At 54.0% G+C, this 24,004-nt stretch carries 23 protein-coding genes; 7 read left to right on the forward strand and 16 right to left on the reverse strand.

Going from position 1 to position 24,004, the window contains the following annotated elements; genetic code table 11:
* Positions 1-5: 5 nt before the first annotated feature.
* Entirely contained in the window at positions 6-1,808 is a 1,803-nt protein-coding gene (locus HED22_RS03315; protein WP_167718834.1) for an alpha/beta hydrolase, read from the forward strand.
* 81 nt (positions 1,809-1,889) lie between these two features.
* On the opposite strand, the gene HED22_RS03320 is transcribed toward HED22_RS03315, so the two are convergent.
* A complete protein-coding gene (locus HED22_RS03320; RefSeq protein WP_167718837.1) occupies positions 1,890-2,642 on the reverse strand; it encodes a hypothetical protein in 753 nt (250 codons plus the stop codon).
* Between the two features lie 202 nt (positions 2,643-2,844).
* Here HED22_RS03320 and HED22_RS03325 point away from each other — a divergent pair, with 202 nt between their 5' ends.
* Complete coding sequence (locus HED22_RS03325) at positions 2,845-3,726, forward strand: NAD(P)-dependent oxidoreductase (protein WP_167718840.1); 882 nt, start codon at positions 2,845-2,847, stop codon at positions 3,724-3,726.
* Here HED22_RS03325 and HED22_RS03330 read toward each other — a convergent pair.
* The 8 genes from HED22_RS03330 to HED22_RS03365 form a co-directional block, all read right to left on the reverse strand.
* On the reverse strand, positions 3,723-4,985 hold the full coding sequence (locus HED22_RS03330; protein ID WP_254869707.1) for a cytochrome-c peroxidase: 1,263 nt from the start codon (positions 4,983-4,985) through the stop codon (positions 3,723-3,725). The two genes, HED22_RS03325 and HED22_RS03330, sit on opposite strands and share 4 nt — an antisense overlap.
* A 115-nt stretch (positions 4,986-5,100) precedes the next feature.
* A complete protein-coding gene (locus HED22_RS03335; protein WP_368484461.1) occupies positions 5,101-5,925 on the reverse strand; it encodes a substrate-binding periplasmic protein in 825 nt (274 codons plus the stop codon).
* A gap of 222 nt (positions 5,926-6,147) precedes the next feature.
* Positions 6,148-6,684, reverse strand: a complete 537-nt coding sequence (locus tag HED22_RS03340; RefSeq protein WP_167718846.1) for a gamma carbonic anhydrase family protein — start codon at positions 6,682-6,684, stop codon at positions 6,148-6,150.
* Positions 6,685-6,859: 175 nt separating this feature from the next.
* Complete coding sequence (argC, locus tag HED22_RS03345; RefSeq protein WP_167718849.1) at positions 6,860-7,906, reverse strand: N-acetyl-gamma-glutamyl-phosphate reductase; 1,047 nt, start codon at positions 7,904-7,906, stop codon at positions 6,860-6,862.
* Positions 7,907-8,067: 161 nt separating this feature from the next.
* Positions 8,068-9,345 carry a hypothetical protein gene (locus tag HED22_RS03350; protein WP_368484462.1) on the reverse strand — a complete coding sequence of 426 codons (1,278 nt, stop codon included), beginning with the start codon at positions 9,343-9,345 and terminating at the stop codon, positions 8,068-8,070.
* A gap of 169 nt (positions 9,346-9,514) precedes the next feature.
* Positions 9,515-10,288: a hypothetical protein gene (locus HED22_RS03355; protein ID WP_167718852.1), complete on the reverse strand. Its 774-nt coding sequence runs from the start codon at positions 10,286-10,288 to the stop codon at positions 9,515-9,517.
* A 156-nt stretch (positions 10,289-10,444) separates the two neighbouring features.
* Positions 10,445-11,506 (reverse strand): hypothetical protein, encoded by a 1,062-nt coding sequence (locus tag HED22_RS03360; protein ID WP_167718855.1) that lies wholly within the window; start codon positions 11,504-11,506, stop codon positions 10,445-10,447.
* Between the two features lie 279 nt (positions 11,507-11,785).
* A complete protein-coding gene (locus tag HED22_RS03365; RefSeq protein ID WP_167718857.1) occupies positions 11,786-12,676 on the reverse strand; it encodes a GNAT family N-acetyltransferase in 891 nt (296 codons plus the stop codon).
* 398 nt (positions 12,677-13,074) lie between these two features.
* On the opposite strand from HED22_RS03365, the gene HED22_RS03370 reads away from it, so the two are divergent.
* Positions 13,075-14,238 carry an alpha-hydroxy acid oxidase gene (locus HED22_RS03370; RefSeq protein ID WP_167718860.1) on the forward strand — a complete coding sequence of 388 codons (1,164 nt, stop codon included), beginning with the start codon at positions 13,075-13,077 and terminating at the stop codon, positions 14,236-14,238.
* 192 nt (positions 14,239-14,430) lie between these two features.
* On the opposite strand, the gene rpsI is transcribed toward HED22_RS03370, so the two are convergent.
* The 5 genes from rpsI to HED22_RS03395 all read right to left on the reverse strand — a co-directional run bounded on the left by rpsI (position 14,431) and on the right by HED22_RS03395 (position 17,636).
* Positions 14,431-14,928 carry a 30S ribosomal protein S9 gene (gene rpsI / locus HED22_RS03375; protein WP_167718864.1) on the reverse strand — a complete coding sequence of 166 codons (498 nt, stop codon included), beginning with the start codon at positions 14,926-14,928 and terminating at the stop codon, positions 14,431-14,433.
* Positions 14,928-15,395 (reverse strand): 50S ribosomal protein L13, encoded by a 468-nt coding sequence (gene rplM, locus HED22_RS03380; protein WP_062955298.1) that lies wholly within the window; start codon positions 15,393-15,395, stop codon positions 14,928-14,930. Before rplM ends, rpsI begins: the two co-directional genes overlap by 1 nt.
* Positions 15,396-15,550: 155 nt before the next feature.
* Complete coding sequence (locus tag HED22_RS03385; RefSeq protein ID WP_167718867.1) at positions 15,551-15,991, reverse strand: PaaI family thioesterase; 441 nt, start codon at positions 15,989-15,991, stop codon at positions 15,551-15,553.
* Positions 15,992-16,125: 134 nt separating this feature from the next.
* The gene (locus HED22_RS03390) at positions 16,126-16,413 is read right to left on the reverse strand and encodes a hypothetical protein (protein WP_167718870.1); all 288 of its coding nucleotides are present in this window, start codon (positions 16,411-16,413) and stop codon (positions 16,126-16,128) included.
* A gap of 251 nt (positions 16,414-16,664) precedes the next feature.
* On the reverse strand, positions 16,665-17,636 hold the full coding sequence (locus HED22_RS03395) for a hypothetical protein (protein WP_167718873.1): 972 nt from the start codon (positions 17,634-17,636) through the stop codon (positions 16,665-16,667).
* A gap of 180 nt (positions 17,637-17,816) precedes the next feature.
* Between HED22_RS03395 and HED22_RS03400 the strand changes: the two genes are divergently transcribed.
* From HED22_RS03400 to HED22_RS03410, 3 genes are all read left to right on the forward strand, one after another.
* Entirely contained in the window at positions 17,817-18,611 is a 795-nt protein-coding gene (locus tag HED22_RS03400) for an enoyl-CoA hydratase (RefSeq protein ID WP_167718876.1), read from the forward strand.
* Positions 18,612-18,706: 95 nt separating this feature from the next.
* On the forward strand, positions 18,707-19,336 hold the full coding sequence (locus tag HED22_RS03405; protein ID WP_167718879.1) for a LysE family translocator: 630 nt from the start codon (positions 18,707-18,709) through the stop codon (positions 19,334-19,336).
* Positions 19,337-19,568: 232 nt separating this feature from the next.
* Entirely contained in the window at positions 19,569-21,539 is a 1,971-nt protein-coding gene (locus HED22_RS03410) for a methyl-accepting chemotaxis protein (RefSeq protein ID WP_167718883.1), read from the forward strand.
* 81 nt (positions 21,540-21,620) lie between these two features.
* Here the strand turns inward: HED22_RS03410 and HED22_RS03415 are convergent, their stop codons facing one another.
* Positions 21,621-22,499, reverse strand: coding sequence for a sulfite oxidase heme-binding subunit YedZ (locus tag HED22_RS03415; RefSeq protein ID WP_167718886.1), 879 nt, complete (start codon positions 22,497-22,499; stop codon positions 21,621-21,623).
* 183 nt (positions 22,500-22,682) lie between these two features.
* Here HED22_RS03415 and HED22_RS03420 point away from each other — a divergent pair, with 183 nt between their 5' ends.
* The gene (locus tag HED22_RS03420) at positions 22,683-23,105 is read left to right on the forward strand and encodes a CoA-binding protein (RefSeq protein ID WP_167718889.1); all 423 of its coding nucleotides are present in this window, start codon (positions 22,683-22,685) and stop codon (positions 23,103-23,105) included.
* Between the two features lie 79 nt (positions 23,106-23,184).
* Here the strand turns inward: HED22_RS03420 and HED22_RS03425 are convergent, their stop codons facing one another.
* On the reverse strand, positions 23,185-23,838 hold the full coding sequence (locus tag HED22_RS03425) for a hypothetical protein (protein ID WP_167718892.1): 654 nt from the start codon (positions 23,836-23,838) through the stop codon (positions 23,185-23,187).
* Between the last annotated feature and the right edge of the window lie 166 nt (positions 23,839-24,004).

Here is a 24,004-nt window from a genome sequence, read left to right on the forward strand (position 1 = left end):
GCCCCATGAGCGATCAACAGGCCATCGAAACTGAAAACAAACATCCGGATCCCGAAAAGCTCTCTGCAGCAATGGCAGAGATTGCTGAGAAAAGTCAACGACTTGTGTCTGACTTTCTGGCGAAACAGGCAGAAGATCCGGAGATTTCCGACCCGGACCCACTTAATATCGGCTCCGCCTTTGCCGAATTGACCACGCATATGATGCAAAACCCGGTCAAGCTGGTCGAAGCCCAGATGGAACTCTGGCAGCAATATTATACGCTGTGGCACAACACGACACTGCGCATGATGGGCGAAGAAGCTGATCCAGTGGTTTCCCCGCAAAAGGGTGATCGTCGATTCCGCGACGAGGCATGGGAAAACAACGAACTGTTTGATTTCATCAAGCAGTCATATTTGCTGTCCTCCCAATGGATGCAAAACGTTGTGCATGACGTTGACGGACTTGATGACAAGACATCCCAGAAGGTCGAGTTCTATACGCGCCAGTTCGTTGACGCGATCTCGCCGACCAACTTCCTGATGACCAACCCTGAAGTACTGCGCACCACGATTGAAAGTGGTGGTGAAAACCTGCTTAAGGGATTGCAAAACCTTCTGGAAGACCTTGAACGCGGCAAGGGCAAACTGCAGATCCGAATGACCGATCTTGATGCCTTCAAGGTTGGTGAAAACGTCGCCACCACCGAAGGATCGGTGGTTGGCAAAACAGCCTTGATGGAACTACTGCAATACAAGCCCAGCACCGACAAGGTGGCAAAACGCCCGCTTGTTATCGTTCCGCCATGGATCAACAAATACTATATTCTTGATCTGCGTCCGGAAAACTCCTTCATCAAATGGGCCGTTGATCAGGGCCACACGGTGTTTGTTCTGTCCTGGGTCAACCCTGACAGCAAACTTGCCGAGAAATCGTTTGAAGACTACGCCAAGGAAGGTGTGCTTGCAGCACTCGACATGATCGAACAAGCCACCGGCGAGAAAGAAGTAAACGCAATCGGCTATTGCCTTGGCGGTACACTTCTGGCCTCTACACTGGCCTATATGGCCAAGGTCGGCGATGAACGCATCAAGTCGGCGACATTCTTTACGACCCTGACGGATTTTGAAAAGTCGGGTGAACTTTCGGTCTTTGTCGATGACGAACAGATCAAAAGCCTCGAACACAAGATGTCCAAAGAGGGCTATCTTGATGGGCGCGATATGTCGATGTCGTTCAACATGTTGCGTGCCAATGACCTGATCTGGTCGTTTGTCGTCTCGAACTATATGCTCGGCAAGGATCCGTTCCCGTTTGATCTGCTGTATTGGAATTCCGATTCCACCCGCATGCCAAAGGCCATGCACAGCTTCTATCTGCGCAAGATGTACAACAAGAACCTCTTGCGCGAACCGGGCGGAATTTCGATGTTCGGCGAGCCGATTGACCTGCGCGACATCAAGATTCCAGTCTATTTCCTGTCAACGCGTGAAGACCATATTGCACCTTGGCAGGCAACCTATGCCGGCACACAATTGATGTCAGGCCAGGTTAAATTCGTGCTTTCGGCATCCGGTCATATTGCCGGTGTGGTTAATCCGCCTGCGGCTAACAAATACTGCTATTGGACCTACAACCGCAATCCGGCCAACCCGGAAGACTGGATGAACAAGGCCACACAGCATGACGGATCATGGTGGACCGACTGGCAAAACTGGATTGGTCGCCGTGCCGGCGGCAAGGTCGATGCCCGCAAACCGGGCGATGGCAAACTCAAGGTGCTTGGCCCCGCGCCGGGCGAGTATGTGAAGGTGAGCTTGTCTTAGGCGCCAATCCGTGGCCACAAACAAACAAGACGCGCAGTTGATCAAACTGCGCGTCTTTTCTTTGTCCGAAGCTCTTCGCTGCTATGGCACCCAATAGGTGATGCAGGCAGAAACAGGGATATCAATATGATATTCGTCGGCATCACCATCGAACCCAAACACCCGGTTAAAGCTGCAATCGGGATCAGGCGATTTGACCATGTCCTGATCATCAAGGGGCGGCTTGGTCGTTGAGTCTTCCATCAGATCGGCCCATGGCGGGAATTTGGATGCGCGCGCCTGATACTGCAGGGCTGGCAGTCTCTTCCCGCCTGTACCATTGACCGGCGCAATATCGGCTTGGAATTCATAGACATCGTGGCATTGTTCGCGACGATCAATCACATCCTGCTCGCTAAAACAGGCCCGGATCATTTTTGATGACTTGACCGGCAGTGTTGCAACGACATCAAAGCTTGGCACCCCTGCGGCTGCCCCTTCCTTTGAAGCTGTATCAACCCGGATCAATGACAACATCGAAACCGATGCACCACCGCCAGAATATCCCACCGATGTGGTTGTCGTGATCCCGATCAGGAAGGCCTTGTCGTTTTCGGTATCGTTAATCCATGCAGGCCAGATCCCGGTCTTTTGCCATCCGAAAACCTGTTCGCTCTCGGCGTTTTCAAGATCGATTTTCTGGTGGGAAACTTCAACGCCGTGATGTTGGACGACCAGAACCGGCGCATTATGATCTTCGTCATTCTCTGGCACGGATGCCAGGCCGAAACACCAATCTCCCGCATCATTGCAATAGAACTGACCCTGATCATCTGGTTTCAGTTCAGCACGCACAAATTCCGCCGACGCCCCAAAATTCCAAAACGATATGGTTGCTGCCAATGCAGCAACACGAAAATTCTTACTTCTGATCACATGCTTTCCCTGTTTTGAAACGCGGCCAACATAATCACTTTAATTCAAGACGCTACAATGGTGTATTGATGGCAGATTAGGGCAGATCGCCAAAATTTCAGACATCGGACAAGAATCCAGAATGCAACAGACAATCGGTTTTCTCGGCGCGGGCCGCATGGCATCCGCAATGATCGAACGCCTGCTCTCAAAAGGCTATCGCGTGCAGGTCTGGAACAGAAGCAGCACTAAAGTTGATCCGCTGGTTGATCTTGGTGCCGTCGCCTGCGCGACACCGGCCAAGGCCGCTGAAAACGCCGATGCCGTCATTTCCTTCATGACCGATGACGATGCGGCACACAGGGTCTGGCTGGGCGTGGATGGCAAAGATGGCGCGCTATCCGTGATGGCACGTGGCTGTCTTGCCATTGAATGTTCCACCCTGTCGCATGGCTTTGTCAAAGACCTTGCCAAAACCGTCGCAGATGCAGGGTGCCTGTATCTTGATGCCCCGGTGACGTCCGTTCCAGCACAGGTCAAAGCTGGCGAAACCATCTTTCTGATCGGGGCTGAGGACGCAGCACTTCAAAAAGCCCGCCCGATCCTTGAGGCCGTCGGCCAACAGATCATTCATTTCGGCCCGGCCGGCGCGGGCACGGTTTACAAGCTGATGAATAACCTTCTGGGTGCGGTCCATATTGCTGCCGCCGCAGAACTGGTCGCCATCGCCCAAAAAGCGGGACTGGATGGGGAACTGGTCGCCAAGACGTTTGCCACAGGCCCACTGGCATCAGGCCCCGCAAGAATGACCATACCAGGCATGGTAAGTGGCAATCACAATGAAGGCATTCACTTCACTACCGGCCTGCGCAGCAAGGATGCAGGCTATGCCATGCAACTGGCCAAAGAATACGGCCTGCCCCTTCCAGTGGGACAGGCCGCACATGATGTGTTTGAAACAGCAACCAAGCAAGGCCTTGGCGACCTTGCACAAAGTGCCGTGATTGAAACGCTAAAGGCCTAGTTTTCCTTCGATGCCTGCTGCGTAGCCAACAGCGGTTCATAGCGGGCATCGGTCAGTGTTTTGAGGAAGGCGACAATGGCATCAATGCGCTTGTCATCAAGCGCGTCACCCTGCTCAAGCTTGTCACGCGAAATGGTCTCGACCACTTCCGGCTCACCCCAGGGCTTGCCGGTTTCCGGGTTGGTCTGATTGACCTCGGCCTTACTGTTATATTTGTTATAGAACCTGACCACGGTCTCAAGATCGGCAAAGACGCCGTTATGCATATAGGGGCCGGTAACCGCGACATTGCGCAGTGACGGTGTTTTGTATTTGCCGCGATAGGACGGGTCCTCAATTTCCGCATTATCGAGCAACCCATTATCGGTAAAGGCCACGTCCTTGCCATTGGCATTACGGGTCGCAACGTTGCGCGGCACGCCGATATTGTGGAACTCGTAATTGGTAAAGGTTTCGCCTTCTGCCGTCGGGCTGGTTTTCAGCATGTGGCAGGTATTGCAATTGGTAAATTGCTGCGAAAAGAACAGGACGCGGCCCAATTCTTCCTGCGGTGTCATTTTATATTCACCGCGCAGGAACCGGTCATATTTGCTGTCAAACGGCGCGAACTGTTCGTCCTGCTCAAACGCTGCAATCGCCTGTGTCATGGCGCCATAGGCCTGATCCGCATCAGACCAGACATCATCGCCAAACAACGCCTTAAAGCCCGCGACATAGTCTTCGTCTTCACGAAGCCGCGCGATAATACTGGCCTTGTCGGGCATGCCCATCTCAATCGGATTAAGTGGCGGACCACCGGCCTGCTCGGCCAGATCCTTGGCGCGCCCGTCCCAGAACTGCCCACCAACGGCAACACCATCTTCACGGATATGGAAAGGCGGTGAAAACTTGGCATAGGCCGCCATCGGCGCATTGCGATCACCAAGGCTCTTTCCATCATCACCAAGCGAGAAAGCCCCGCTTGCCACATCAACGCGCGGGTCCTTGAATGCCATCGACGGATCGTGGCAGGTGGCGCATGCCATGGTGCGATTGGCCGACAGGTTGGTATCGAAGAAAAGTGCTTCGCCCAGTTCCGCCATATCCGCGAACGGTGATTGGGAGACGGACGCAATTTCCGATACCGATACGCCCTGCTGTTCGTCGGCATGCGCCAGGCGCTGCAAGAGTGCAGAGGCATCTTCGGCCATGGCAGGCAGGCTTGCAGTCCCGGCTGCAATGGATGCAAAAAGACTAAAAACAAATACGGGACGGGGCATGTGGGGCATCGAAATTACTTTGATCTGATCATGTTCCGGGCGCGGTTCGGTCACTGTTTGCAAACGCGAACGCTATGCATTTACACCCGAGACTTGATCCTTACCTTGATCAAAGTCAATGATTATCGGCCAAATCCTCAATTCCAACCCCCTGAACACCATACAGCGCACGGTATTGCGCAGTTTGTGTTTCGGCAATGATGGCATCGTTGATTTTACGCACCAGTTCAGGTGCAATATTCTTTTTGGAAAACATCAGTCGCACCGGCTCCTTGCCCAGCAAAAACGGATGTTCTTCGACCGTGTGGCCATATCCCTGATTTTTGGCCTGTGCGATATAGGCCGCCGGGATGCCAAGCAACAGATCAACCCGATTTGCCAACAGCAATTGCAAGCCGTGCGGGGCAACAGAAACATCAATGACATGGCGCGCACCTTCAGGGCTTTCGGCGAATGTCTCAAACGCTTCGCCGCGATAGGCCCCACGCACCTGACCAATCACAAGATCCTGGGAAATCACATCTTCCAGACTGCCAAGGGGAATGCGTCCGGCATCTCCATTGCGCACAACAAAGCCAATGACGTCATTGCGGTAGGGAACCGAAAACAAACCGTATTCTGCGCGTTCTTTGGTAAAGGATGCGGATGGCAGAACATCAATATCGCCATGTTCAATGGCATAAAGTGATCGCTTCCACGGCAAAAATTCAAACCGGTATTCGCAACCAACCAGCTTCATGATCTTGGCGATAAAAACATTGTCGATGCCAACTGCGACACCGTTTTTATCTTTCATGCTAAACGGGCTGTAGGTTTCCGACGCACGAATGACTAGTGGCCGTGAACAATTGCCGATCAGCTCTGCCTGACTTGCTTGCATCTCCCCCGCAAACAGAACAAGCATCAAGACCAAGCATGGCAGAAATCGCCAAGCAGTCATATTATCACCCCCGCACCAAGTCTGAATCAGCACACCTATTTCTTTGGCTTATCTCGCGTTTTTTCGCTGGTGTGTCTGATGATTTTTATACGTCAATCAGGTCGCCTTTAAACCTCATACCATATGATGATGCGAAAAACTGTCCGCTGTCAAAGGGTTATGCACGGTCGACAGCCTCATATGTCAACGGCATCTGTATTTGTCTGTAACATCAAAGTGCATTCAGCTGTCTTTTCCCAGATCCTTGGGAATTGATGTGACATATTCCTGTGCCAGATCGGCATAGCGGTCTGCCGACACCTTGAAGAATTCAATTTCTTCCTGCGTCAGATCACGTACCTTGCGCGCCGGTACGCCAGCCCAAAGTTCCCCCGCTGGAATACGTTTGCCCGGTGAAAGAAGCGCATTGGCCCCAAGCATACCGCCCTGCTCAATCACGCAACCATCCATCACGGTTGCCCCCATGCCGACAAAGCTTCGATCTTCAAGCGTGCAGGCATGAATGATCGCCGAATGGCCGATGGTGACGTCATCACCAATATAGGTCCCGAACTTCCCCTTGGCGACATGCACCATGGTCAGGTCCTGTATGTTGGTGCGCGATCCGATGCGGATCTCGTGAACGTCACCGCGGATGACGCAACCAAACCAGATGCCGGTCTCGTCCCCGATTTCAACATCGCCGATGATCGTCGCATTCGGGGCGATAAACGCAGTTTCATTAATAGTGGGCATAACCCCGCGATAGGACAAGCGCATGCTTTTGAACCTTTCACACACTGGCGTTCAAACAATTGCCATCAGTTTAAGGTTGATGCAGCCGACATAAAAGTCCGGTTTCACCAAATTCGACCAAAGCCCCACTTTTCTCGTCCCCCGAAACGACAAAGGCGGAGCCCCTGGCTCCGCCCTCAATCCTTTCGTACCTGTCCGCTTACGGGAACAGCGGTTCGATCTCAAGGCCCATGGTTTCGGGCAGGCCCAGCATGACATTCATGTTCTGAACCGCCTGACCGGATGCACCTTTAACAAGGTTGTCTTCGACCGCAAGGATGATCACACGGCCCGGCACACGGTCCTTGACGACCCCCATCAGGACATAATTCGAACCACGCACATGGCGCGTCTGCGGCGTGACACCAAATGGCAGAATGCGCACGAACGGCTCATCGGCAAATCGTTTCTCAAGAGCTGCCTGAATGTCCTCGGCCGTGGTGCCATCGGTCATTTTGACATAGATGCTTTCAAGGATACCGCGGCTCATCGGCATCAGGTGCGGCGAGAAATTCACCACAACATCACTGCCGCTGGCCCAGGCAAGGCCCTGTTCGATTTCGGGCGCATGGCGATGCCCCCCGGTACCATAGGCATGAATGCCTTCGGTCACTTCAGCAAACAGCGTCATTTCCTTGGGCGACCGCCCTGCCCCGGTTACACCGGATTTGGCATCAATGATAATGTCGTCAGAATGCACCAACTTGCCTTCGAGAAGTGGCGTCAGGGCCAACTGCACAGGGGTCGGATAGCAACCCGGATTGGCCACCACGCGCGCCTTCTTGATCTTTTCACGATGCAACTCGGTCAGGCCATAGGCCACTTCCTTCTGCAGGCCTTGTGCGGCGTGTTCCGCACCATACCATTCCTTGTAGGTTGCCGGATCGAACAGACGGAAGTCGGCTGACAGATCAACCACCTTCACGTGATCGGGCAAACCGGCAATGACTTCCTGTGTCGTGCCATGCGGCAGCGCGCAGAAAATCAGATCCACCGTTGACCAGTCGGCATCTTCGATCTTGATCATCGTCGGCAGATCAATATGGGCAAGATGCGGGAAAACTTCCCCGAACGGACGTCCGGCGCGTCGGTCTGCGGTCAACAGGGTGATTTCCGCGGCGGCATGATGCGCAAGAATGCGAACCAGTTCCGCCCCGGTATAGCCACTGGCACCGAGAATTCCGACTTTGACCTTAACGTCACTCATATCAAATCCTACTCCATATTTGGCACCTGCACGAAAGCAGGGCGTGATAACGCGCGGATGTTGGCAAACAACCCCCGCAGATGCAAGCGTTTAGGCCGCAAATATCCCTTATAATCTGCAACTTCTCCATGCGATTTCCACATACATGCAGATCTTTGTGCCTACTTCTTGCGCGCACGACGCACTGTATCGGGACAGGCGCGCGCGTCCTCGGGCAAAACGGTATAGAATTTCTCGATCTTCTCATATCCCGTCGGGCTTGCGACCGGATAGCTCGCGATGTAGCGCGTATCGGATAGCCCGAAGTCGCTTGCCTTTAATCCGGATCGCTCCCGCCACATGCGCCGATGGGCATCCGAAACAACCACATCCGGATCATCAACCAGAAAAATGGCATCACGTGCCAACCGGTCATTGTATTTGTGATGCGTCGGCAGCCAGGCGGCCAGTTGCTTACGGATATTGCCCGGACTTGGCAGGTTGCGCGTACGGGTTATGAACTTTGTCATGCGCTCGACAAGCGGACCAATATCACCCGGCGGCACGGAGCCATGGGTTGCGCGGTCAATGAAAAAGGCCAGATCAATCTCGGTCGGGTCGCGCTTTATCACCGGCTTAATCGCACCGTATAGCTTGAAAAACCGCGCGATCTTGCCGCCATCGGCATTGGCTGCGTCATAGACCCGGTGATAAGCCGCCTGCACTTCCGGCCGCGCACCATAGGCCGCGAAACGTTTTTCGAATGCTGTCCGCTTACGATCATCCACCCAGATCGCGCAAAGTATATCAAACGCCGCATCACTATTGCCAAGTGCCAGCCTGTGCATATCTTCGGTAAACGGCCCAAACACGCTTTGCAGCAAGCCGGGAGTAGCGCGCTCTGCCGCGAACAGGATCTGCTGGATTTCCGCGCCGGCTCCGGCGGTCGCCCCGCGCGGCCCCCACGTCAGATAGGCGCGCGGGTCGTTGGTGTGGCAGTACGGGTCACCTTCAAGGAAGGTTTTGCCACTGCGGGGATTTTTCGACTGACAGAAATTGAACTGGATCACGTCATAGTCCGTGCCTTCCAGCGCAAAGGTCAGATGATTGGCACGTGTGATGGCATCGGGCGGCGGCAGTTGGACCGGCATCAGCAACCGCCAAAGCCCGACAGTGATCGCACCGTAATTATCTGCGCCCACCGCGGCACGCACAGCTGCATTCAGACAAGGCTGCAGGTCAATGATCGCCTGTCGCGTCTTTGCGCCAACAATGCCATCCGGCGCGCCATAGCTGCTTGCGGATTTAGCCGCGCAATTGGCCGCTTTGGCAAAAAGCCGTTCCTGAAACACCGCCACCGCGCCGTACCGGCCGAGCGTCAGGGCCCGGTTTTCAAACCGGTACAGGACTGATGAGAGATCAGCGGAAGTATCGTGCGCACGAACTGTTCCAATGAGCACGCTGGACGCAATACCAACGCCAAACAAAATCAAAAGTCTGAATGTAAAAGCGCCAATCGAATGGATGATCAAAGGAGGCCTCGATGCAAAATCAAGGAATTGAGAGAAGTACTCCCGGCCTTACTCGTGTGAATTCAAAGTGCCAAACACCGCTGAGTATCGCGCCAGATCAAGCGTCGAAATTGAAACCGGCCTTGATGGCGTCACTGGCAATCTTGCTGCTGTCAAAACTGATTTTACTTATAACGTCAGAGACCTGATCCACAAGCTGCTGCGGCGGCTTTGCCTTGTTCGCATTCTTTTTAGGCGGCATTTTGCACTCGGCTTCAATACCAAGGTCCTTAAGGAATGCTCTAGCACCCTCATCCTTCACAGCATCATCAAGCGTGACCTCGATCATCTCAATCTTGTCGGCATATTTTTGTCGATAGTATTCTTGGCGCGCCTGCATTTCATAACAATACCAAAGCGGCATGCCCAAACCTCCCAGTTGGGCGAACGGCTGGAAATTGATCAGTTTCTTTTGATAGGACGGATGCAAATACCACTGCCACGCCAACGTGATATTGCCAAAATCATTGCGCACGAGATAACTGACACACTGCTTGACAATATCGCGTTTCAGAATGATCAGCGTGATGAAATCGACCCGGTCGCTATCGACCAGGTTTTCAACCAAGCCGCATTTGCACAGCGTATGGTTGGTCTCGGCATAAGTACTATCTGGAATACTATCGAATTTGCGGGCCCAGAAATCTTTGACGAATTCATTGTTCCCATAATTGTTGAAGTTCCGCATGGTACGAATATCGGGCATGCGCACACCGAAATCGTCGATATCAAGCGGTTCATGTATCGCATCAATTTTCAGATTTTCAGACAGGAAGTCAGCCAACCACGCCGAACCCGTACGTCCGGCGGTAATGACAAAATAATTCTTCATAATTCTTACTCTCTGGCACCTTGGCCGACATACCACGTGGACACATTATAATGTATTTTGTACTGCCTGCAGTTTGCCAGTTGACCCTTTAAGCAACCTTAACTACCCCACAGCAATGAATGCTTTGGGGGCCCAGGCGTCATGCTTTAGGCCAGACTACTTCTTTATCGAAACCAGACAGTGACTGGCCATTTGATGGTTGCTTGGCAGATGCGCGGTGGAACTTGACCGGAAATGCAGCGTCTCAGCATGCCCGATCGAGATGGTGTGCCCATTCTGGTTTACGATCGTGCGCCGTCCCATGCCGGAAATCGCACATGTACTTACCCCATCGCGTGACACAAGTACGGCGCGGTATCCCGGGACAAAGTTCTTGCCCGGTTTCGGAGGGATATGGGAATCATAGCGCGGATATCCGTCAAGTTCCTGCACATGGACAAATTTGTACCCAAGCTCCCCGGTCTGGCCAAAACTATTGCCCGATGCATGGCCAAATCCCGATACCGGCTCGCCATACTGCCCGGCAGCAATGTCCGTCGGGGCGATTTGCTCAATTCTGGAGGGCCGATTTCCAGAAAAGGTCGATGCCCTATTCGTCGCCGGACGAAGATGTGGCACGACAGCTGGTGCATGCAAAGGATTGACCGGAACAATATTGGGATCGTGCCCCTCCAAGACCTCACCATGACCATGGCTTCTATCCGCTGATGCGGCGGAGGATGTATTCGTTGGTGCCACACTGGTCCCTGTCACCGCATTTGTCGCATTATTCGCCGGCGCGCCCGAAGCCCCGTTTGATGGCGCGATGATGACCACACCGCCCGACGAACCATTTCCACCTGCCCCGGATGGCTGCACGCTGTTTGTCGACGCGGATGCGGGTGCGCGACTGATGGTCCCCGACGGCTTAGCAGAAGGTATCGAAGACAACGGGGCACTTCCCGCAGCACTGCCTGCACCGCCGCCCGAGGGGACAACACTGGGCATGGCAACCGCACCGGAACCGCTATTGCCGTGCGTGATCGTATTGATCTCAACAGGGGGTTTGTCTGGTGTCGACGGCACATGCGTTCCCGAGCCCCCCGAACAGTTTGGATTGTGCGCAGTCGGACTGGAGTTTTTACATCCCGGTGGGTTTTTGGTTTTCGCATCGGAATGCTGTGGCGCAAGCAGAAGCACCGCAGCGGCAAACACCATGGTCTGGATAACTTTTGACATTGTTTCCTCCGCTACCAGGTAAATTGCGCTTGCAGATAAAACACGACATTGCGCGAACGTCCGGGGTCCTCACCATCGTCCGGCAATACATAATCCAAGCCATTCAGAGTAAAAATCCTACGGATAAAACCGCAAACGGTTCACGCACAATGCAATCCTGGGTTATTTTTCCATGTCTCATACAGACAAAAAACCCGCCGAAACCACATGGGTATCGGCGGGCGCCATCGGAAACAATGTTCATTCCAGAACCTGAAATGGTTCATGTCGCATGACGGTCTAGACCAGCTCAGGCGTAATGCTTACTGCATGTTGAAGCAGCGCCAAGCGATAATGCCCGATCTTTTGAAATCCAAGCGCCTCATAGGCCTTGGCCGCTGCCTCGCTATCCGTTGAAAGAATGGCGCGTTTAACGCCCCTCGCCCGGACTGCGAGCAGCGTTTTGGCAACCAGAATGCGCGCATAGCCTTTTGATCTTTCTTCTGGCGGGGTCCAGACCGGGCCGACCTGTACCATATCGGGCAAGGTCGCGTTGAAACCGGACAAGGAGACAGGCTTGCCATCAACAATCAGGCCCCACATACACCGCGCATCAAGGGCCTGAACAAGGCGCGAGGCGATCTTGCTGTCGAGACCTGGTGTATCTTCCGCCCCGAGTGCTTCGATTTCGTAGGCGCGCAACCAGCGCAGCAAAGTATTGCGTTCGATCTTTTCGGCATCGACCATCTGAAAATCATCGGCCCGCGCATTCTGGGGCACAATCAGGTGACTGAGATCAAGCTCGTAAAGCACATCAGATGCGTTGATGGCAAACCCCGCATCTTCAAGGCCAAGTTGGCCAACCACATCTTGCGCCGGGTCAGCACTGCCAAAAACACCGGCCACCGGTTTTAGCGGATCGGCAGCAAATACTTCTGTCAGCGCCATCGGGATAGAGGACTGGTCACCAGCCTCGACAAACACGTTCCCATTGCCAAATTGCGCAATGATCGCACTGATGCTGCCATCCTTGGCGACTTCCCCGAACCAGTTGCCAGAAAGCGGATGACGACGTCGTTCGATACCGGCAGTTCGCAGATTCCCGCGCAATACCATGCTGGTCGCTGCATGGTTGGCAAGGAATGCGGTTGCGGCATCAAAATCGGCGTCGTGCAGCTTTCTGTACTGCATATCGGGGCCCCTTTCTTTTGGGTTCATGTGGGTACCAATCCTTTGAATTGGCACAAAAAAAAGACCGCTCCATTAGCGGCCCTTCACAAATAGCAAGGAAATCCAACAGAGGTGCAAACGGTTATGTTTTGAAAATTCGTCGCATAGTTCCAACCATCGGATCGCACCTTAAATTCTGAAATCAAATTCTGAAATCGTCTCTTCGAAGCTTTGTTCTTATCACAACCTGCAGAATTTCCGAGCTTTCTTTTTGAAAAATTTGCCGCAACAAGAGCTCCCCTCTTTCGGGCATCCAAACACAGTCACTAAGAAGCTGATTTTCAATTCCGTTTGCGATAACCTCTCCAACTGGTATTACCATTACCGTTACCAAGAGTATTTTATTCGGAGCTGAACTCATGCCAGTGATCACCTGCGTCGATGACCTGAAACGCATCTATAAACGGCGCGCGCCGCGCATGTTCTACGATTACGCAGAATCCGGAAGCTGGACCGAGCAGACATTCCGAGAAAACACGACGGACTTTCAGGACATTTACCTGCGTCAGCGGGTAGCAATGGACATGGCCGGACGCTCGACCAAAAGCCAGATGATCGGCCAGGATGTTGCCATGCCTGTCGCCCTTGCCCCGGTCGGACTGACCGGCATGCAATGCGCCGATGGTGAAATCAAGGCTGCCCGGGCGGCTGAAAAGTTCGGTGTGCCCTACACATTGTCGACCATGTCGATCTGCTCGATCGAAGATGTTGCCGAGAACACCTCCAAACCCTTCTGGCTGCAGGTTTACACGCTTAAAGACGACGACTTCATGAAACGCCTGTTTGACCGCGCCAAAGCCGCCAATTGCTCGGCCGCGGTCATTACGGTTGACCTTCAGATGTTGGGCCAACGCCACAAGGATTTGAAAAACGGCCTCTCCGCCCCGCCCAAACTGACTTTCAAATCGGTTACCAACATGATGACGAAGGTGCAGTGGGGATTGGGCATGCTCGGCACCAAGCGCCGCTTCTTTGGCAACATTGTCGGCCACGCCAAGGGCGTTGCCGATGCGTCATCGCTCAGCACCTGGACGGCCGAAGCGTTCGACGTCTCGCTTGATTGGGATCGCATTCGCGAATTCCGCAAAATGTGGGACGGACCGCTGATCATCAAGGGGATCATTGACCCGCGCGATGCTCTGGAAGCACTGAATGTCGGTGCCGATGCCATCATCGTCTCCAACCATGGCGGTCGCCAGCTTGATGGGGCCCTGTCGTCAATCCGGGCACTGCCCGCGATCATGGATGCCGTTGGTGACAAGATTGAAGTCCATCTTGATAGCGGCATTCGCTCTGGCCAGGACGTGCTAAAGGCCTTGGCCCTTGGTGCCAAGGGCACCTATATTGGGCGCGCTTATGTTTATGGTCTGGGTGCGATGGGCGAAGCCGGTGTGACCAAGGCGCTTGAGCTTATTCAAAAGGAACTTGAAGTTTCCATGGCACTTTGCGGGCGTACAGATGTGACCAAGGTCGATCGCGATATCCTGATGATCCCGCGCGATTTCTCGGACCGCTGGCAATAACGCGACCAAGACACTTACGTCTTTCAAGATGAAACAAAAAGCGGCGTCTTCACCACTCGAAGACGCCGCTTTTTGTTGGTTCTGATGGAAAGCAAACGCTCACCCCGAACGCAAACCCGCCAAAAAGAAAAAGCGCCACCCGAAGGTGACGCTTTTCCAAACAGTATCGCGAGCCTGTTGCTCGAAAACGACTTAACGTTTCGAGAACTGGAAGCTACGACGAGCTTTGGCGCGACCGTATTTTTTACGTTCAACTGCACGAGAGTCACGGGTGAGGAACCCACCAGCTTTGAGTGACGGACGCAGTGCCGGCTCGAACATGGTCAGTGCACGGGAGATACCGTGACGAACGGCACCGGCCTGACCGGAAAGACCGCCACCGGTTACGGTGCAGACAACATCGAACTGATCTTTACGATCGGTTGCGCCGAACGGCTGGTTGATCACCATGCGCAGAACCGGACGTGCGAAGTACTCTTCGAACTCACGGCCATTGACGGTGACTTTACCCGAGCCCGGTTTGATCCAGACACGTGCAATTGCGTTCTTACGACGGCCGGTTGCATAGGAACGGCCCTGTGCGTCGATCTTCGGCTCCGGGAGCGTGCCTTCTGCAGCAGCTGCAGCGGTTTCGCCGCCCTGTGCCAGATCCAGATCCTTGAGATCTTCAAGAGTTTTGGTGTCGGCCATTATTTAGCACTCCGCTTGTTCTTTTCGTTCATAGCCGCTACGTCGAGGACTTCCGGCTTCTGAGCTTCATGCGGATGCTCGGTACCAGCATAGACGTGCAGTTTGGAAAGAACCTGGCTGCGCAGCGGGCCACGGGTCATCATACGCTCAACAGCTTTGATGATAACGCGTTCCGGGTGCTCGCCGTTCAGGAGCTTGTCCATGGTACGTTCTTTAATGCCGCCCGGATAACCGGTGTGCCAGTAGAACTTCTTGTTCTGAAGCTTACGGCCAGTCAGTTTGACTTTTTCGGCATTGACGATGACGATGTGATCGCCACAGTCCATGTGCGGGGTAAACATCGCTTTGTGTTTACCACGAAGACGGTTGGCAACAACGGCTGCAAGGCGGCCAAGGACGACGTCTTCTGCGTCGACCACGAACCATTTGCGCTCGATGTCGCTCGGTGTCGCAGTGAAGGTTTTCATTATTTCTATACTCGAAAACTGGGTTCCACGGAGGGATTGTTCCCTCGTTGAAAGTCGGCGCATTATGCCAGCATTCAACAGGAAAACAACAGGAATATTTCATTCATTTTCAATGACTTATATGTCGAGGTATTATTTTACCACAACATTTCAGGCTATTTTTCTGCCGGCGGCATCGCATAGGTGCCGATCACATGCGCCACCAGCGCATCATCAACACAGGACCGAATATGGCATTCCGCAATCAAAAGCCTCCTGCCCGCCTTGAGAATTTTGGCTTCGGCCATCAAATCCCCGGGCTTCGCACCGGACAGAAAATGCACCGTTGCCTCTGTCGTCACCGCAAGATCAGCCTTGGGCACCACAAGCCAGGCAACCGCATAAAGCGCAATATCCGCCAACGCAAAGATCGCAGGCCCTGTCACCACATTGCCCGGACGCAGATAGCGTTCATTGAATGGCAAGCGCAGAACTGCGGTATCTTCTGACAGACTTTCGGTGACCACCCCCATATCGCCGACAAACGGCACCTTTTCACGCATGATGGCGTCAAAGTCGGCCGGTGTTACCCCGGTCCGGGATTCGGAACTGTTCATGGCTTGGATGGCCTCCCTTTACGGCTACTTTGATGCAGCCATTATTGTTACCGGAAGATAGCCTGACATAACGTTTACGTTAACGTCAATAATTTGCAGGGAGAAACGGCCCTGTGTGCCACCTTGTGCAGCAGCTATCGGGTTAAGATCCCCACCACATCGGTATAGATTGCCACCACCACACACAGGATCACAATGCCTGCAATTGCGGTTGCACCGATCGCAGGCAAATTTTCTTTCATCCACTCACTGATCGATATGCGCGGCGTGCCATCGGTTTTGCGCTTGAAGCGGGCACGAACCGGCCCACGCGAAAGATCACGTACCGGTTTGTCGACTTCATCATTGGATGCCCAGTGATGGCGGTTCTCGGGCAGATATACAGGTTGACGGTCTTCCTGACCGGTTTCGTCATACATCATGGCGATTTCACAGCGTCATTCGCTGGCTCCTGCAACAAGGGTGAACTTACTTTCCACCGACATCTCGGCACGTGCTTTGCCATGCCATGATCGCGGCGCCCCCGCCTCGGATAATTTCGCGCTGTCTCCCCGGACATTGGATGTTTTGTTTCGCGGCTATGGAAAAGCGTTGCCTGGGCCGCGATGACGTTGATTACCTCTCTGATATATGGGGATTAAGGCAATCGTTCGGCAAGAGGTCGCAATCTGCGTTACCTGCCGATAATTGATGAGAACTCATTGATCGTCAGAACCAGAACATAACCCACAGCCACAGCCGCAATCATATAGGCGGCCAGTCGTGCAATCATCTTGTTCAGGCTCAGCGGCTCCCCGGGTTGCTTGCGCCCTTTGGCTGAACGTCCTTTTGACGTGCCCGATGATTTGCCCTGTTTTTGCAAAATTGCCTGGCGCTTGGCATCAAGGTCATCTTCGACTGCCCAGTTTGACTCACTGTCGGGCAGGTTGATGCGCGACTTGCGCACCTCGGCCTCTTTCAGGTCATCCACCCGTCCGGCAATATTGTTCTCGCCGCCGGTCCCGTCCAGGTCATCACTTTCGCGCGTGCGATCAAGCAGCGTTTTGCCGCCATTCAGGCTTTCGACATATTCATCATAGGCCGTTTTTTCTTGGGCGATTGCGGCCTTCTGGGCTGCAGCATGGGCTGCAGGTTCCCGGGCCTGTGTCGACGGACCATTTTGCGCGGAACTCACTGGCTGCTGCGCATCCTGTGGCAGAAACATGGATACGAGCCCACTGGTGTTGTTCTGAACATAGACATGGCGGCGCGGTTTGACCTTTGCCGCCGCGCTTGCATGTTCCTTTTTGACATCGGAAAGGTTTGCGCTGCTCATAAGCGGGGTCGGTTTTGGGCCAACCATGGCAGGTGGATGCAGATCATCCTCGATAACGGGATCGGGATTTTGATCACCATCTTCTTCATCAGGATCGATTTTGCGTTTGGGCATAAGGAAGGGAGGAATATCAAACCCGTTCTTCAACAGGCGCGCACGTGCTTCGGCGCGATACTTTTCAAGATCGCGTTCCATAACATCCTTGCGATCAAAACGCTTGATGGGCGTTTCACGCACGGGTTTAGTTAGCTTTACGGCTTCCCGGACTTTACGGGTCGGCACAAAGCGACCCGGTGCTTGTCCGCGCCGAGGCGGTAAGTTTTTACTCATCCACAACCACTTGCCGAATGAATTTTATAAATCAGGCGCAAACACCAGAAAATTCGGCACATCTCCAAGGTTTTATTATTGGCCAAGGCCTCTAACCCTTTGCGTGTAATTCTACTACGGTATACCGTCTTTTAAAAACCAAAAAACGTCAAATACATACAGCCACCCGGGAGGCCCGCCATGACCGATACCAAAGCTGACCTTGAACTCGTCACACGCGCAGACAGCGACGGCGTTGTCACGCTCACCATGAACAACCCGAAACGCCGCAATGCCCTGTCGGGCGCAATGATGACGGCCCTGAAAAATGCGTTTGACAAGATCGCCACCGAGACGTCTGTCAGATGCGTCATTCTCGCGGCAGAGGGCCCGGTATTTTGCGCCGGCCATGACCTTAAGGAAATGAGTGGCATCACCGAATGTGATCAGCATGCCAGCCTGTTTAATCAATGCAGCAATTTGATGATGACGATTGTAAGCCTGCCACAGCCGGTGATCGCACGTGTGCGCGGCATGGCGACAGCTGCGGGCTGCCAGTTGGTCGCCAGTTGTGATCTGGCCGTTGCCGCCAGCACTGCAAAATTCGCAACACCGGGCGTCAATATCGGCCTTTTCTGTTCGACACCGATGGTCGCACTTAGCCGTAATATCGCACGCAAACATGCCATGCGCATGCTTCTGACCGGCGACCCGATCAATGCCGACACCGCTTTTTCCATGGGACTGGTATCTGACGTGGTCGAGGATGGCGATCTTGAAACCCACACCGATGCACTGGCAGCCGGAATTGCTGCGCGTTCGGGCATGACCGTGCGCTTGGGCAAGCAGGCCTTCTACAAGCAGGTCGAAATGCCGCTGACGCAGGCTTATTCCTATGCATCTGATGTGATGACCGCAAACATGCAAAAGCACGACGCCCGCGAAGGGATCGGCGCCTTTGTCGAAAAACGCCATCCCGAATGGCGCCACGAATAACCTGCCATATATCTGTGCTGTGATTGATGACGCTATTTGCAAATGCCCGGTAATGACGCATCATCAGGTAGATATCGAAATTTGGAGTCCGACCCATGTCGTTTGAAATCTGGCTTGCCTTTGCTTTTGCCTGTGCTGTTGTTCTGGCCATTCCCGGCCCGACCATCATGCTTGTTGTCAGCTACGCACTGGGCAAGGGCAAACAAACCGCATGGGCAACCGTGCCGGGCGTTGCGCTCGGCGATCTTACCGCGATGACGATCTCGCTGGCAGGTGCTGGCGCATTGCTTGCGGCATCGGCAGAGGCCTTTACCGTGCTGAAGCTCGGCGGGGCGGCCTATCTGATCTATCTTGGCATCAAGATGTGGCGCGAAAAGCCCGAAGCCCTGCATGACAACCCGGATGCCAAACGCAACCGGCCGTCACGCATGTTCCTGCAGGCCTATGTCGTCACAGCCCTGAACCCCAAGGGCATTGTGTTCTTCATCGCCTTTGTGCCGCAGTTCGTTACGGCAGGTGATCCGCTTTTGCCGCAGTTCATCATCATGACCGCAACCTTCGTTACGCTGGCAGCGATCAATGTGGCGATCTGGGCGGTTATGGCAAGCGCGCTGCGCGAACGGTTCCGGCATCCATCGGCCCTGCGTCGCCTGACGCGGGTCGGCGGCGGTGTTATGATTGGCGCAGGCTTGCTGACCGCCCTCACCCGTCGCGCTGCAGCCTGATCCACCCCTAAACCACACCTGACTTCCTATGGGTACCAAGATTTGCAGAAAGCCAATATTCTGCAGGTCTTGGTATTTATTTATCATATAGTAATAATGTTATAATATTCATACGTCAGTATTTTCTGTCATTTACATAAACTCAAAGTTGATTTTAGATAACCCCTTATATTTTGTAGAAGAATGAATACTTGTAGTTCTTCTACGAGACGGGAAGAGGGGAAATCTGGACATGCTGAAATCTCTGAAAATCGGTCCGCGGCTGAGTATCGCGATGATTTTTATAACCTTTGCGACTGCACTGGTTATCGGGCTTATCAACCTTTCGATTGAACAAGATATTGTTGCAGGTGCTGAACAACGCGAACTGCGCGCCAATTTTGAACAATTGCGAAGCAGCCTGGACATGGAGGCCGACCGCGCCCTTTCAATGGCGGACTTTGCCGCAAGCATTCCCGCCGCCCAGAAAGCCATGGCCGACAATGACCGTGACACACTTGCCGAGATTTTCGGCCCCGGTTTTGCTGACCTCAAAGAAAACCACGGCGTGCGTCAGTTCCAGTTCCACAAGGCACCGGCCGTCTCATTCCTGCGGGTTCATAAGCTTGAGAAATTCGGTGATGATCTGTCTTCCTTCCGCAAGACTGTCGTCGAAACCAACACGACGCAACAATCCATCAGCGGCCTTGAAGTCGGCGTTGCCGGTCTTGGCATGCGTGGCGTCACCCCGGTTTTCAATGACGGGACACATGTGGGGTCGGTCGAATTCGGTCTGTCGTTCGGGCCGGCCTTCTTTGAACACTTCAAGATGCGCTCCAACACTGATGCCGCCCTGCTCATTGACCGTGATGGCACCTTTGAAGTCTTTGCCTCCACCTTCCCGGAGGGCTTCCTTGATATCACCGCACCGGAACTGGCCGCTGCCCGCGATGGCGAACAGATCCTTCCGCCACAGGATGCCAATGGTACAGAACTGGCTCTGATGGCCCGCCCGATTACGGATTTTAGCGGCCAGAACCTTGGCATTATTGTCATGGGCATTGATCGCGGTTTCTTTGCGACCGCGCTTAACGATGCCACCACCCTGTCACTCGGTGTTAGCATTGTGACGCTGCTCGTTGCACTTTTGATCGCCTTTAGCGTCAACCGGTCGATCTCGCACCCGATCCGGGCCATGACCCAGGCGATGAACAAGATCGCAGGCGGCGCGCTTGATACCGAAGTCCCCGCCAAGGACAAAAAGGACGAAATCGGTGAAATGGCCAGCGCTGTCACCGTTTTCCAGACCAATGCACTGCGCATGAAAAGCCTGGAGGCAGAACAAAAAGAACTTCGCGAGAAAAACGAAGAAGAGAAAAAGGCTCTTGGCCGCAAGCTTGCCGATGAATTTGAAGGCACGGTCGGCAGCATCATCGATGGCCTTGAAAGTGCCGCGCGGGAAATGGATGATGCGTCCCGCACAATGTCAGGCACAGCAGACGAGACCACGCAGCAGGCAAAGATCGGCATGGATGCCGCGCAAAATGCCTCAAACAACGTCGCAACCGTTGCCGCCTCGTCCGAGGAACTTTCTGCCTCAATCACCGAAATCAGCCGTCAGGCGAACCATTCAAGCGAAGTGGCTGCCAATGTCGCAAACAAGGCATCCAGTACGCGCGAAACAGTCGATGGCCTTGTCGAGGCATCTGCACGTATTGGCGATGTGATCGCCCTGATCAACGACATCGCGGCCCAGACCAACCTTCTGGCGCTGAACGCCACAATCGAAGCCGCCCGCGCGGGCGAAGCCGGCAAAGGCTTTGCCGTTGTTGCCAACGAGGTAAAGAACCTCGCCTCGCAAACCAGCCGCGCGACGCAGGAAATCTCCGAGCAGATCGAAAGCATCCAGAGTGCAACCAAGCTTTCCTCGACCGCGATCAACGAGATCACCGATATCGTCGGTGAACTCAATGAAAGTGCATCGGCCATTGCTGCCGCGGTGGAAGAACAAGGTGCCGCGACCCAGGAGATTTCCGGCAGTGTTGAAAACGCATCTGTCGGCACCAGTGGCGTGACCGAAAGCATCAGTCTGGTCAGCGCGGCTGCCGTCCGTTCGACAGAAAGCGCTGATACGGTTCTGAAATCGGCCAATGAACTGATGGAATATTCGGTCAATCTGCGCCGCGAGACCAACAACTTCCTGAGCAAAATCCGCTCTGAATAATCACGCTATCCCGGTCCACTGTCCTCCAGACGACGGTGGACCGGCACTTCTCCAAACGTCAAACCTGTTCTGATACGTTACTTAACGAGAAGACGCCCCGGCGGCGACCTTTTGGGTGCCAAAGACCCGCGCAATCATGCTTCTTGCAGGTTTATCGCGCCCGAACTGGGCAATCACCGCAAACCCGATACCAGCCAGCAATACAGTCCATGCGGGACGCAATGGCCACATGCATTCCAGATTGGCGGCAACCACCCGATCTGCCGGAATACCGGTCGCCAGGCCATACCACGCATATTCAATTCCGGCCGTCGCAAGCCCGCTCAGAACAGCAATCGACAGCAAGGTCTTGCTCGAACGCAGCGACCATCCCCGCCAATGGGCAAAACGATAAAGCATCAGCCCCACAAACATCCCGGCCATCAGGGTGGCTTCGGTGACATCGATCTTTGACTGCAAAAAGAAATGCACAATGCCCAAGACAGCAATGGGATAGACCAACTTGTGCAGGCGCCCCCATTTGGCTCCCAGCCGGCGCATCGCCGATTTGGTTGAGGTCGCTGTCAAAACAGCAAGCCCAACCAAGGCAACAAACCCGATTGTCAGGTAAATACGCAAAACGATCTCGCTTGCGATCCGGAACGGGTCAAGGTTCTGGCTGATGGCATAAAGGCCAAAATGGATCATCACATAGCAAAAGGCCGCGACACCGATTTGGCGGCGCACCTGAACCAGTTTCGAAAACCGGGTCATCCGGCGAAGCGGTGTCACCAGAAGTGTGATCAGCAATATCCGGATGGCCCACTCACCGCTTTCAAGGATGGCTTCCTTGACCGGGATGGTCGCCCCACCCTCGGCAATCACCGGCCACAGCAGCAGACAGCCCGGCACAACAAGGGCGACAAAAACAACCAGTTTGAAAACTGAAAACCGCCCGGAAGGGTCAAGCCATGGATACATTCAATATGAACCTGTCAGGTTTTACCGATCCCCCAGTCAAAGCGCACCTGGCGGTCTGCGTCATCTAAATTGCTATCAACTTTCCGCGAGGATGTCGCGCCGAATGACGCATATCAAAGTTGCGCGATGCGGCCGACCATATAACAATCATACGCAGTGAGCACTTAAAGTGGATGAACCCGAATGGCCGAATTTGAAAACCCCACCGACCCGGAAATCAAAACCCTGCTTGATAGGACCAAAACCATTGCCCTTGTCGGTGCCAGCCCCAAGCCGGAACGTCCATCCAACCGGGTGATGAAATTCCTGCTTGATCATGGCTATACGGTAATCCCCGTCAATCCCGGCCAGTCTGGTGGCACCATTCACGGCCAGACTGTTGTTGCCAGACTGTCTGACATCGCCGGACCAGTCGATATGGTCGACATTTTCCGCAATAGTGATGATGCCGCAGGTGTTGTCGATGAGGCGATTGCCATTGGCGCAAAATCTGTCTGGATGCAGCTTGGCGTGATCAATCCAGAAGCCTGCGCAAAGGCGGTGACAAACGGCATGACCGCCGTAATGGATCGTTGCCCGGCCATCGAATTGCCGCGCCTGTCATAAGCTTCAGATACGCGGCACGCCCAACAAAAAAGGCACCGGATATCCGGTGCCTTTGTTCATTTCTCAAGACGTGGTCTGTTTAACCGCGGCCACACTGCGCCATCAGATCCGGCACAAGCCCCTGATTGCCCATAAAGACAGGCTGCACGGCACTGGTGACGGTGTAGGCCGTGGTATGCTCGTCAACAAGCGCGTCAAAATGGCCCGCCGTTTCCAGGACAAGCGACATAACCCCGTCAGGCTTGATGCGAAGTGCTGCAAAGCCGTTGGCATACTCGGTCCGTGCGCATTCGCGCCCCAGAATGGTATCGAAACGCTCGACCAGCGCATAGCGCGGGTTTTCGACCAAGTCGTCACGCGTTTCCACCTTGGTTGGCTTCACACCGATTTTCGGAACATATTTTGCAAAATTGGTCTGGGACTGAACAATGTACCCATCCGGGAAATACACCGCGACATCTTCGGCCAGCAGGATACGGTCCCCGATCACTTGACCGGACCGCAGAAGTTCCTTGATACGCTTGCCAGGGATTTCGCCCGAAAACGCATTAAAGCGCAGGGTTTTGCCATCACCACGAAGGTCGGCAAAATAACGTTCGAACGGAACGACTGGTGTTTTGTCTGCCGCACGTGCGCTCGGCAAGAAGGCGGTGGTCATAACCGCCAGTGTCGCAACTGCAAGAGCAACGCCCCCCGAGCGCTGCGAAAAGACCGTCTTGATGGCCTTTAGCATATGTCCCCGCCTCTCACTTACATCAGGATTACAATCCAGAGATTATGCAGATTGATCCCAAATTCAACACCTGTTTCTGCGAAAAATCGCGGAATTGTCAAAAGCACATATAAAAACAACGAGGTGGCATTATGCCACCTCGTTGCCAAAGATTTGGTAAACGTCG

Origin of the sequence: Thalassospira sp. HF15 (genome assembly GCF_011806525.1) — a bacterium.
GTDB lineage: Bacteria > Pseudomonadota > Alphaproteobacteria > Rhodospirillales > Thalassospiraceae > Thalassospira.